This is a genomic window from Kluyvera huaxiensis (assembly GCF_040149365.1).
Lineage (GTDB): Bacteria > Pseudomonadota > Gammaproteobacteria > Enterobacterales > Enterobacteriaceae > Kluyvera > Kluyvera intermedia_A.
The window spans coordinates 111,186-123,387 of record NZ_JBEFLV010000013.1 but is presented as its reverse complement, the minus strand read 5'-3'; the positions used below and the strand labels follow the sequence as shown (position 1 = coordinate 123,387).

Below are 12,202 nucleotides of genomic sequence, written 5' to 3'. Positions count from 1 at the left end.
CCGTTCAGCGCGTTTTGTTACCGGTCGAGGTAGCGCAGCTTCCAGCCAGCAAGAGTACGCGGCATTTTCGCCACGTCGTTGCCCTGGGTGCTGAAGTAGGAGAAGTCCAGTTTGCCGGAAGCATTCTGTTCAACCCGCGCCGCCCAAATATCGTTGGCGGTGTACATGATAATGGCCGTGTGAGAATTCGCCGCACCGCGTACCCACATGGAAACAACCGTCGCACCAATATTGTCTATATCTTCCTGATAAATATAAATATTAGCGGTATCAACGAACTTCTGATAATCCTCACCAACCAACGTACGGAAACGCTCGTCCATTTTTGGGTCGGCAAAAATCGCCAGCGACAGTAACGTCGCTTTTGGCCGCGGGTCAACATCGGATTTCAGGTAGCGGCCATCAATAAATGCGCCATTGGGCATCGACAACCGACAACCAAAATCGGCGTTGCTATAGGCCTGAATCGCCCCGCTTTTACGCGGAATAAACAGCACTTTGCAATGTTTGCTGTCGACCATATTGTCGATAAGCACCATCCCATTGAGCTTACGCGCCTCGGCGGTGAACTCATCTTTGTTCAGCCCCGCCCAAATGCGGATATCAGCAGTAATCGACCAGTCCGCACTGTGGCTGAATTGAACCACCCCGCCGCTCATATTGGCCGCGCTGGTATTCCACCAACGTCCTTCCCAGTTAAAGCCCGGCTGCGCCTCGGCAATCTTACTGATCCCGGAATAGTAAGCACGTTCAATACACTCGTCAGAAGAACAGCTGGTCAGCGATTTTTCCCACGCCTCATACTCCTGATGTACCACGTTTGCATCGCGATGAACCAACATGGCGCGATAAACGCTCGCCATAGTGTCATCCAGCCAGTTCAGGTTGTCGTTACTGCAGATGGTGTTTTCAAGCGGCGTTGAGGCACGCTGACAGTCCACAGCAAAGGCGCTGGAGGCGGTAAATGCCATAATAAGAATGCATGAATTGATCAGGCGCTTAATCATTTAGAATACTTTTTGAGCGATGGGATAGCTTATTTTGGCTAAAACAGTCTTCTATTGCAATAAAACGCCTTGAATTATTCATATGACAAATATTCAACCCATTGTTTAAGTTGTAGCGAGATATTGCCGCTTGTTTACGACGTGTGTTCATTTTTGGATTATCACGTTATGAAGATAGATAGTAGCAATTACACGCTTTCGGTACTTTCATCGTTCACCTCTCAACAAAATAGCGAACGTAAACCGTTAGGCACCATCCGCAACAGCGGCCAGTACAGCCCGCAGGGCGGACACTGGCAGCTCTCTGACAGCACAGTATCTGCGGTGATAAGCCTCCGCCGAGGGGATATCATGCCTTATTACCAGGGGAAACCGGCGGCGTGGGCATTAATTGAGTATGATTTGAATCAGGAAGTGGAGATCTAATATTTAACTATTATTTCACCCGTTGAACTATTTAATACACATAGCAATGACCGCGGTGAGAATAATATCTCTCACCGCATACTGATAATTAGCGAATATCCACTGCACGGGCTATGCCGAGTGCGGGCCTTACTCAGGCCCAATTCCCTGACGCAACAGCGCCAGCGCGTTGCTGACGATAATCTCCGGCGTCAGCATCGCCAGCCGCTCATCGTTACGCATGCGGGAAAACGGCACCAGCACCAGGCTCAACAGCGTCGTAAACAGCAGTTCCGCCGTCAAATGTGGGTTCACCTTTCCCGACTCCTGCCAGCTTTTCACCCTCGCCAGCGTGGCGTGATATTTCTCCTCGCCGAAGCGGGCATGCAAATGCTGACGCAATACCGGCATTTCACCGATCACCTCCTGCATCCACAGCGGCGCAAACCACTCATGTTGTGCGGCGACAATAGCCAGCGTCTTCACCATCTCGCTCAACGCCATCACCGGGTCGTCGGGATACTCGCCAAACACGCCGGTGATTTGCTCGCGTAGCGGCAAAAAACGCTCTTCAATCATCACGTCGAGCAGTTGCTCCCGTGAATTGAAGTAGTAATGCAGCATCGCTGGCGTGACGCCGGCTTCGCGGGCAATGGCGTTCAACGAAGTGCGCGCAATCCCCTGCTGGGAAAACAGCCGCAGCGCAATGTCGATAAGCCGTTCACGGTTCTCGGCATTCGGCTTACTGCCGCGCGGACGCCCTGGCTTACGCGGTTTGAGATGGTCTTTTTGTGCTGGCATAGAAACGGGATCTCTTGACCTCTGAATGATCTTCAATAAATATTAATTATGCATTTAATTAATTTCAAGTGAGAACACAATGGCGTCCGAAATTTCGACGACCGCGCAGCCAACCGGCGTGACCTCAATCCGCCTGCTGTTCAGCGCGCTGCTGCTGGTGATGCTGCTCTCCGCGCTCGACCAGACTATCGTCTCGACCGCGCTGCCGACCATTGTCGGCGAGCTGGGCGGCCTCGACAAGCTCTCTTGGGTGGTGACGGCCTATATCCTCACCTCGACCATCGTGGTGCCGCTGTACGGCAAATTTGGCGATCTGTTTGGCCGTAAGCGTGTACTGCAAATCGCTATAATTTTGTTCCTCGCAGGCTCTGCGCTATGCGGGCTGGCGCAAAACATGACCCAACTGGTGATGATGCGCGCGCTGCAAGGGCTTGGCGGCGGCGGGCTGATGGTTATCAGCATGGCGGCGGTCGCAGACGTTATCCCGCCTGCTGAACGCGGCCGCTATCAAGGGCTGTTTGGCGGTGTATTCGGCCTGGCAACGGTAATTGGTCCGCTGATCGGCGGCTTTATCGTGCAGCACGCCTCGTGGCGCTGGATTTTTTACATCAATCTACCGCTGGGGCTGTTCGCGCTGTTTGTAATAGGCGCGGTATTCCACTCCAGTAACAAGCGCAGCCAGCATGAAATTGACTGGCTGGGGGCGCTGTACCTGACGATGGCGCTGGTGTGTATCATCCTGTTTACCACCGAAGGCGGCACGGTGCGCGAGTGGAGCGACCCGCAGCTGTGGTGCATTTTAGCCTTTGGTCTTATCGGTATCGCCGGGTTTATCTATGAAGAGCGGCTGGCGTGGGAGCCGATTATTCCGCTGTCGCTGTTCCGCAACCGCAGCTTCCTGTTATGCAGTTTGATTGGCTTTATCATCGGTATGTCGCTGTTTGGCTCGGTCACCTTCCTGCCGCTCTATTTGCAGGTGGTGAAAAACGCCACGCCAACCGAGGCTGGGCTACAGTTGATCCCACTGATGGGCGGGCTGCTGTTGACGTCGATTGTCAGCGGTCGAGCGATCAGTCGCACCGGTAAATACCGTATTTATCCAATTGTTGGCACCCTGATGGGCTTTATCGGCATGCTGCTGCTGACGCGCATTACTATCGATTCGCCAACCTGGCAGCTGTATGTGTTTACCGGCGTGCTGGGCATGGGGCTGGGGATGGTCATGCAGGTGCTGGTGCTGGCGGTGCAGAACACGGTAAGCGCGAATCTGTACGGCGTGGCGACATCCGGGGTGACGTTGTTCCGCTCGATTGGCGGTTCTATCGGCGTGGCGCTGTTTGGCGCGGTGTTTACCTCGGTCCTGCAATCGCGTCTGACCACGCTGTTGCCGGAGGGCACGGGCATACCAAAAGGGATGAATCCGGTGGCCATTCACCAGCTTCCTGAGGCGATTCGTACTGACTATCTCAACGCCTTTGGCTCGGCAATCCACGCGGCGTTTATTATGGCGGCCTGCATTATGGTGCTGGCATTTATGCTCTCGTGGCTGCTCAAAGAGGCGCCGCTGAAAACGAAGCATGAGTAGCCTGAGCGCCGGATGGCATCACTGCCATCCGGCAACGTGGTTACAGCGCCTTAGTCAGATAGTGGCGCGCCATGCCCTCAAGCGGGAAATCATCCAGCGTCGTTTTTAGCGTATATCCTTTTTTCTGATAGAACGGTAGCGCCTGGAAGCTGATGGTATCCACCAGCGCATACTGGCAGCCTTTCTGCCGGGCGGTTTGTTCTGCAGTGTTGATAAGCTGACTGCCGACCCCGCTCCCGCGCACCGAATCGCTGACCCACAGATAATCGATGCTCAGCCACTGCCCTTTACGCTGACCAATCAGCCCGCCCTGCATGATTCCCTGCGCATCACGCAGATAAACACACACGTCACCCCATCCACTGGGATCAACAAACTGTCGATTGTAGGCCCGCAGTCCATCGAGTAATTCTTCTTTATCTTCCAGCGTAATAACTTCTTTAATTTCAAAAGGCATATTTTCTCCATTATTTTTACCCGCCACACTTATTAATTTCACAGAAAATCCTTTTTTCCTCCATTATTTTCTGTACAAACTTGCCGATGAAAAATCATCTCAAAAAATGCTTTTCATCGGCCTTCAGCGTCGTATAATGAGTGAAAAATGAGAACGATCATTCTCACTGTTTCAAAATGCGGAGAGATGCATGACCAGCAAGCTGGAAGCCCGGCACAAAGCCCGACAAGACGACATTATTGCCGCCGCACGGCACTGCTTCCGTCAGAGCGGATTTCATGCTGCCAGCATGTCGCAAATTGCGGCGCAAGCCAAACTCAGCGTCGGTCAAATCTATCGTTATTTCAATAATAAAGACGCGATTATTGAAGAGATGATCCGCCGCATCATCGACTATCGCATCGGCGAGATGGGAGGGAAAACCCATACCCATCTGATGCCACATATACTGGCGTGGCGCATGACGCCCAGCGAAGACGATGACAGCCTGATGCTGGAAATGTCTGCTGAAGCCACGCGTAACCCGCAGGTGGCGGCCTGGCTGGCAGAGGCGGACGAGCGCATGTTCAACACCGCCTGTGCGCACTTGAGTAAAGAGTACCCACACCTCAGCCAGGCGCACATTCGCAGGTGCGTCGAGGTGATCGCAGTGATGATGGAAGGAACCATTTATCGTCGGCATGTCCCACAGCAGGTGCAGCCGGAAGAGATGGAAAAAATCTATCGGGAAATTATTAATATGCTTGTGACTGCAGAATAATTAATACCTTTTAATCATCAGGGGAATATTTCTTCCCCCTTTAGTCGTTTCCAGCGTTCCGGAAGCGTGGGCCTGTTTAACCTAAAAATCCTCGCGTTAATTAGCGAGGAGGACTTCGTTCACCCTGAGAAAAATATGAAATACATCACAACTACCATCGCTGCATTATTTCTCCTGAGCGGATGCGATAATGGCTCCACCCCGTCCCAGCTTCCCACGCAGGAAGTCGGTATCGTCACGTTAAAAAGCCAGCCCGTTTCTATCGTCAGTGAACTGACCGGACGCACCTCCGCCGCCATGAGCGCGGAAGTCCGTCCACAAGTCACCGGCATTATCCAGAAACGCCTTTTTAATGAAGGTGATAATGTTAAAGCCGGACAGCCGCTGTATCAGATTGAGCCGGACAGCTTCCGCGCCGCCTACAACGAAGCCGCCGCCGCGCTGAAGCAGGCGCAGGCGCTGGTTGCCGCAGACTGCGCAAAAGCCCAGCGTTACGCACAGCTGGTGAAAGAAAACGGCGTTTCCCGGCAGGATGCCGACGACGCGGCTTCCACCTGCGCGCAGGATAGAGCCAGCGTAGAGTCGAAAAAAGCGGCGCAGGAAAGCGCGCGCATCAATCTGAACTGGACCACCATCACCGCACCGATTGCCGGGCGTATCGGCATCTCCTCGGTGACGCCGGGGGCGCTGGTCTCCGCCGAGCAAACCACCGCGCTGGCCACCATTCGCGGGATCGAAACGATGTACGTTGACCTCACCCGTACCAGCGTTGACCTGTTGCGCCTGCGCAAACAGTCGCTGGCCACCAACAGCGACACCATGAACGTGGCGCTCATTCTGGAAGATGGCTCGACCTACAGCGAAAAAGGCCGTCTGGCGCTGACCGAAGTGGCGGTGGATGAGTCGACCGGTTCCGTGACCCTGCGTGCCGTGATCCCAAATCCAAAGCAGCTGCTGCTGCCGGGGATGTTTGTCCGCGCCAAAGTGGATGAAGGCATTATGAACGACGCCATTCTGGCGCCGCAGCAGGGCGTTACCCGCGATGCCAAAGGTAATGCCACGGCGCTGGTCGTGGGTGCTGACAGCAAGGTCGAGCAGCGCGAACTGGAAACCGGCGAAACCTACGGCGACAAATGGCTGGTGTTAAGCGGTTTGCAGGCCGGCGACAAGCTGATTGTCGAAGGCTCGGCGAAAGTGATGGTTGGGCAGCAGGTCAACCCCGTTGAAATGACCAGCACCGGAGGAAAAGCCTGATGTTTTCCAGCTTCTTCGTGCGCCGCCCGGTCTTCGCCTGGGTTATCGCCATTCTCATCATGCTGGCCGGGGTGCTAGCGATTAAAACGCTGCCGGTGGCGCAGTATCCTGACGTCGCGCCGCCATCGATTAAAATCGACGCCACCTACACTGGGGCATCGGCACAAACGCTGGAAAACAGCGTCACCCAGGTTATCGAACAGCAGCTCACCGGGCTGGATAACCTGCTCTACTTCACCTCCACCAGCAGCTCCGACGGCTCGGTAAGCATCACCGTGACGTTTGAGCAGGGGACCGACCCGGATACCGCGCAGGTTCAGGTGCAGAACAAAGTGCAGCAGGCGGAGTCCCGCTTGCCGAGCGAAGTTCAGCAAGCGGGCGTCACCGTCGTCAAATCCCAGAGCAACTATCTGCTGATCATGGGGGTTTACGATAAAACCGACAAAGCCAGCAGCTCGGATATCGCCGACTGGCTGGTGAGTAACATGCAGGATCCGATGGCCCGTCTTAACGGCGTGGGGAGTCTGCGGGTGTTTGGCGCAGAATATGCGATGCGCATCTGGATGGACCCGGCGAAACTGGCCTCATACTCCCTGATGCCCTCTGACGTGCAAACGGCAATTGAGGCGCAGAACGTGCAGGTTTCCGCCGGGAAAATCGGCGCGTTACCGTCGCCGGATACCCAGCAGTTGACCGCCACCGTTCGCGCCCAGTCGCGCCTACAAACGGTCGATGAGTTCAAAAATATCATCGTTAAAAGCCAGTCGAACGGCGCGGTGGTACGCATTGGCGATATCGCCCGCGTCGAGATGGGCAGCGAAGATTACACCGCCGTGGCGAAACTCAACGGCCATCCGGCGGCCGGGATGGCGGTGATGCTGGCACCGGGCGCCAATGCCCTGAACACCGCGACGCTGGTCAAAGATAAAATCAACGAGTACAAGCGCAACATGCCGCAGGGCTATGATGTCGCGTATCCAAAAGACAGCACCGAGTTTATTAAAATCTCCGTCGAGGACGTAGTTCAAACACTGTTTGAAGCCATCATCCTCGTGGTGTGCGTGATGTATCTGTTCTTGCAAAACATCCGCGCGACGTTGATTCCGGCACTGGCGGTACCGGTAGTACTGCTGGGGACTTTTGGCATACTGGCGCTGTTCGGTTATTCGATTAACACCCTGACGCTGTTTGCGATGGTGCTCGCCATCGGACTTCTGGTGGATGACGCCATCGTGGTGGTGGAAAACGTCGAGCGTATTATGCGCGACGAAGGGCTGCCCGCCCGCGAAGCCACCGAAAAATCGATGGGCGAAATCTCCGGCGCGCTGGTCGCTATCGCGCTGGTGCTCTCCGCAGTATTTCTGCCGATGGCCTTCTTCGGCGGCTCCACCGGCGTTATCTATCGTCAATTCTCGGTCACTATTATCTCGGCAATGATGCTGTCTGTAGTGGTGGCGTTAACCCTGACGCCCGCGCTATGCGGCTCGATTCTGAGCCACACCCCGCCGCACAAAAAAGGCCTCTTCGGCGCATTTAACCGCTTCTACGGCGCCAGTGAACGCAAGTACAAACACAAAGTCCTCAACACGCTGAGCCGTTCGGGTCTGGTAATGGTGGTTTATCTGGCCATCTGCGGCGGCATGGCGCTGGCCATGTGGAAACTGCCCGGTAGCTTCCTGCCCGTCGAAGACCAGGGCGAAATCATGGTCCAGTACACTCTGCCTGCGGGGGCAACCAACTCGCGCACCGAGGAAGTCAGCCAGCAGGTGACCAACTGGTTCCTCAACAACGAAAAAGACAACACTAACGTTATCTTCACCGTTAACGGCTTTAGCTTTAGCGGCAGCGGGCAGAACGCCGGGATGGCCTTCGTGTCGCTGAAAAACTGGTCCGAGCGTAAAGGGGCAGAAAATACCGCGCAGGCCATTGCGCTGCGGGCAACCAAAGAGCTGGGGGCGATTCGCGATGCCACCCTCTTCGCCATGACGCCACCGTCGGTCGATGGCCTGGGCCAGAGCAACGGTTTTACCTTCGAACTGCTGGCCAGCGGCGGAACCGATCGCGCTGATTTGTTGAAAATGCGCGATGAACTGATCGGCAAAGCCAATCAGAGCACTACGCTACAAGCGGTGCGCGCCAACGACATGCCGCAAACGCCGCAGCTACAGGTGGATATCGACAGCAACAAAGCGGTCTCGCTGGGCCTGTCGCTGAGCGATGTTTCCGCCACGCTGTCCAGCGCCTGGGGCGGCACCTACGTGAATGACTTTATCGACCGTGGACGCGTGAAAAAAGTCTATATCCAGGGCGAGAGCGACTCTCGCGCCACGCCGTCCGATCTCGGTAAATGGTTCATCCGCGGCGGCGATAACAGCATGACGCCGTTCTCGGCCTTCGCCACCACCCGCTGGGAGTACGGTCCGGAAACTCTGGTGCGCTACAACGGCTCCGTCGCTTATGAAATCCAGGGTGAAAACGCCACCGGCGCAAGCTCTGGGACCGCGATGACCGCCATGGAAACCCTTGCCAACAATCTGCCAGCCGGTTCCTCCTGGGCGTGGAGCGGCCTGTCGTTGCAGGAAAAACTGGCCAGCGGTCAGGCAATGACCCTATATGCCCTTTCGATTCTGGTGGTGTTCCTGTGTCTGGCCGCGCTGTATGAGAGTTGGTCGGTGCCGATCTCCGTCATTATGGTTATCCCGCTCGGCCTGCTGGGCGCTGCGCTAGCGGCCTGGATGCGCGACCTGAATAACGATGTCTACTTCCAGGTGGCGCTGTTGACCACCATCGGGCTGTCGTCGAAAAACGCCATTCTGATTGTTGAGTTTGCCGAAGCGGCGGTGGCCGAGGGCTACTCCCTCCCCCGTGCGGCATTGCGCGCCGCACAAACCCGTCTGCGTCCGATAATCATGACCTCGCTGGCGTTTGTGGCCGGGGTCACGCCGCTGGCGATGGCCACCGGCGCTGGCGCAAACAGCCGTATCGCGATTGGTACCGGGATTATCGGCGGTACGTTAACGGCGACGCTGCTGGCGATTTTCTTTGTTCCACTCTTTTTTGTGCTGGTGAAACGTCTGTTCGCCGGTAAACGCCGTCAGGGGTAAGTTATGTTTCGTCTTTCCGTTTTATTTATTGCTTTCCTGAGCGTCGGCTGTGTGTCACTCGACCCCAACTATCAGCGCCCCGACGCGCCCGTCCCAGCCTCGCTCCCGGGCACGCAGGGGCAGGCAACGGCGGTTATCGGCAACTGGCAGCAGGTGGTGAAAGATCCCCGCCTGAACAAAGTGGTTAGCATGGCGCTGAACAGCAACCGCGATGTGCAAAAGGCGATTGCCGATATCGATGCCGCTCGCGCGCAGTTTGGTGAAACACGCGCCTCGCTCTTCCCAACGGTCAATGCTGAACTCACCGGTAGCCGTGGCCGCACCACTACCACCACCGGTGTCAACACGACGGCACAGGCCGATGGCGCGGTCTCCAGCTTCGAGCTGGACTTGTTTGGCCGTAACCAGAGCCTCTCGCGCGCCGCCCGGGAAACCTGGCTTGCCAGCGAATACACGGCGCAGAACACGCGCCTGACGATGGTTGCCGAACTCTCCACCGCATGGGTGACGCTGGCAGCCGATAACAGCAATCTGGCGCTGGCGCAGCAGACCATGACCAGCGCCGCCGATTCGCTGAAGATCGTCCAGCGTCAGCAGCAGATTGGCACCGCAGCCGCGACGGACGTTAGCTCGGCGATGAGCGTTTATCAGCAGGCGCGCGCCAGCGTTGCCAGCTATCAAACGTTGGTCATGCAGGATAAAAACGCCATCAACCTGCTTGCCGGGCAAACCGTTGCAGACTCCCTGCTGCCGGGTACGCTGGAAAGCCTGGGTGAAAACACCATCACCCTGGTGCCGGCGGGCGTCGCCTCGTCGGTGCTGCTCAAGCGCCCGGATATTCAGGAAGCCGAGCACAACCTGCTGAGCGCCAACGCCAATATCGGTGCCGCGCGGGCGAATTTCTTCCCTACCATCTCGCTGACCGCCAGCGCTGGCGTCGGCAGCGACTCGTTGTCATCACTGTTCAGCCACGGCATGAGCGTGTGGTCATTTGCGCCATCGATTTCGCTGCCGCTGTTTAGCGGCGGCAGCAATATGGCGCAACTGCGCTATGCCGAAGCGGAGAAAAAGGGGCTGATTGCCACCTATGAGAAAACCATTCAGAGCGCGTTTAAAGATGTGGCGGATGCGCTTGCGCGCCGCCAGACCCTGGGTGAGCAGCTTGATGCCCAGCGCCAGTACGTGGCGGCGGAACAGCAGACATTTGACGTTGCGATGAAGCGCTATCAGGCCGGAGTGGGTGATTATCTGACCGCGCTGACGGCGCAGCGCACCCTGTGGTCGGCGCAGCAGACGCTGATTGAGCTGCAACAAACCGAACTGGATAACCGCATTACCCTATGGCAGTCGTTGGGCGGCGGGGCAAGTTCGTCGGTCGGATAAACGCCGCACCATCGGGTATTTCATGCCCGCGCCGGATGGCAGCAAAAACGCGTAGGTTCGACGAGCGCAGCGCCATCCGACATTTCAGACCCCACGCCGGATGGCGGCGTAAACGCCTTATCCGGCCTACAAAAACAGGAGTTTTTATGCCACGCATCGCCCTCTCATGGGTGCTGACGCTGGGCCTGCTGACCGCTATCGGCCCACTCTGTACTGACTTTTACCTCCCCGCGCTGCCGGAAATCACCGACCAGTTGCAGGCGACCGGCACGCAAACGCAATTTTCGCTGACCGCCGCGCTGATCGGCCTCGGCCTGGGCCAGCTGTTCTTCGGCCCGCTAAGCGATCGTATTGGCCGCAAAAAACCGCTGGTGCTCTCGCTATTGCTGTTTATCTTCTCTTCGGCGATGTGTGCGGTCACTCAGGATATTCAGCTGCTGATTGTCTGGCGTTTTGTACAAGGCTTTGCTGGCGCTGGCGGTTCGGTGCTGTCTCGCTCTATCGCTCGCGATCGCTATCAGGGCGCGATGCTGACCCAATTTTTCGCCCTGCTGATGACCGTCAACGGCATCGCGCCGGTGATTTCACCGGTGATCGGCGGCTATATCATCACCGCCTTTGACTGGCGCATTTTGTTCTGGGCAATGGCCGGTATCGGCCTGGTGTTACTGCTGTTAAGCCTGGTGGTGCTGCATGAAACGCTGCCCGCCAGAAGCGCCACCGTCCACGAATCGCGTGCCAATACGCCGCTGCTGAAAAACCGCCGCTTCCTGCGCTACTGCCTGATTCAGGCCTTTATGATGGCCGGGCTGTTTTCCTACATCGGATCTTCATCGTTCGTTATTCAAAGCGAATACGGGATGAGCGCCATGCAGTTCAGTCTGTTATTTGGGCTTAACGGTATCGGCCTGATTATCGCCGCGCTGATTTTCTCCCGTCTCTCCCAGCGTATTGCCGCCGAAACGCTGCTGCGCCGGGGGCTACTGTTGGCGGTAGCCTGTGCGGTGGTCACCGTACTGCTGGCCGCACTGCATCTGGCGATTCCTGCGCTGGTTGGCCTGTTCTTTACCGTCTCATTTATGAGCGGCATCTGTAGCGTCTCAGGCTCTGAGGCCATGAGCGCCGTCAGCAGCGAACAATCGGGTACCGCGTCGGCGCTGATGGGCACGCTAATGTTCGTTTGCGGCGGCATTGCCGCACCGCTGGCCGGATTGGGTGGCGAGACGATGCTGAAAATGAGCCTCGCAATGGCGATTTCCTACGCCATTGCATTGTGTTTTGGTTTTAAAAAAGCCCAGATCGCGCAGTAAAAAACGTCGCGGTAATAAAATATTCCATTGCTATTGCCGCGACATTTCCCGCCATACCTACAAATCATCTATTACCCTTCAACACCAATCGTGATAACCTTCACATGAATGGAATAAATAATTCCTTATGCTGCCC

At 56.4% G+C, this 12,202-nt stretch carries 10 protein-coding genes; 7 read left to right on the top strand and 3 right to left on the bottom strand.

Annotation, left to right across the window (positions count from 1 at the left end; all coding sequences use genetic code 11):
* Positions 1–17 precede the first annotated feature (17 nt).
* The gene (locus tag ABOC97_RS14850; protein ID WP_349599039.1) at positions 18–1,007 is read right to left on the bottom strand and encodes a lysozyme inhibitor LprI family protein; all 990 of its coding nucleotides are present in this window, start codon (positions 1,005–1,007) and stop codon (positions 18–20) included.
* Between the two features lie 168 nt (positions 1,008–1,175).
* Here ABOC97_RS14850 and ABOC97_RS14845 point away from each other — a divergent pair, with 168 nt between their 5' ends.
* Positions 1,176–1,433: a hypothetical protein gene (locus ABOC97_RS14845; protein ID WP_349599036.1), complete on the top strand. Its 258-nt coding sequence runs from the start codon at positions 1,176–1,178 to the stop codon at positions 1,431–1,433.
* Between the two features lie 129 nt (positions 1,434–1,562).
* On the opposite strand, the gene ABOC97_RS14840 is transcribed toward ABOC97_RS14845, so the two are convergent.
* Positions 1,563–2,213: a TetR/AcrR family transcriptional regulator gene (locus ABOC97_RS14840; RefSeq protein ID WP_349599033.1), complete on the bottom strand. Its 651-nt coding sequence runs from the start codon at positions 2,211–2,213 to the stop codon at positions 1,563–1,565.
* 79 nt (positions 2,214–2,292) lie between these two features.
* Here ABOC97_RS14840 and ABOC97_RS14835 point away from each other — a divergent pair, with 79 nt between their 5' ends.
* Positions 2,293–3,798: an MDR family MFS transporter gene (locus ABOC97_RS14835; RefSeq protein WP_349599031.1), complete on the top strand. Its 1,506-nt coding sequence runs from the start codon at positions 2,293–2,295 to the stop codon at positions 3,796–3,798.
* A gap of 40 nt (positions 3,799–3,838) precedes the next feature.
* Here the strand turns inward: ABOC97_RS14835 and ABOC97_RS14830 are convergent, their stop codons facing one another.
* Positions 3,839–4,255: a GNAT family N-acetyltransferase gene (locus ABOC97_RS14830; protein WP_349599028.1), complete on the bottom strand. Its 417-nt coding sequence runs from the start codon at positions 4,253–4,255 to the stop codon at positions 3,839–3,841.
* Positions 4,256–4,445: 190 nt separating this feature from the next.
* Between ABOC97_RS14830 and ABOC97_RS14825 the strand changes: the two genes are divergently transcribed.
* The 5 genes from ABOC97_RS14825 (at position 4,446) to ABOC97_RS14805 (ending at position 12,066) form a co-directional block, all read left to right on the top strand.
* Complete coding sequence (locus tag ABOC97_RS14825) at positions 4,446–5,015, top strand: TetR/AcrR family transcriptional regulator (protein ID WP_349599025.1); 570 nt, start codon at positions 4,446–4,448, stop codon at positions 5,013–5,015.
* 135 nt (positions 5,016–5,150) lie between these two features.
* Positions 5,151–6,269, top strand: a complete 1,119-nt coding sequence (locus tag ABOC97_RS14820; RefSeq protein WP_349599023.1) for an efflux RND transporter periplasmic adaptor subunit — start codon at positions 5,151–5,153, stop codon at positions 6,267–6,269.
* Positions 6,269–9,373: an efflux RND transporter permease subunit gene (locus ABOC97_RS14815; protein WP_349599020.1), complete on the top strand. Its 3,105-nt coding sequence runs from the start codon at positions 6,269–6,271 to the stop codon at positions 9,371–9,373. Before ABOC97_RS14820 ends, ABOC97_RS14815 begins: the two co-directional genes overlap by 1 nt.
* A 3-nt stretch (positions 9,374–9,376) precedes the next feature.
* Entirely contained in the window at positions 9,377–10,756 is a 1,380-nt protein-coding gene (locus ABOC97_RS14810) for an efflux transporter outer membrane subunit (RefSeq protein ID WP_349599017.1), read from the top strand.
* 146 nt (positions 10,757–10,902) lie between these two features.
* Positions 10,903–12,066, top strand: coding sequence for a multidrug effflux MFS transporter (locus tag ABOC97_RS14805; protein ID WP_349599014.1), 1,164 nt, complete (start codon positions 10,903–10,905; stop codon positions 12,064–12,066).
* The last annotated feature ends 136 nt before the right edge of the window (positions 12,067–12,202 follow it).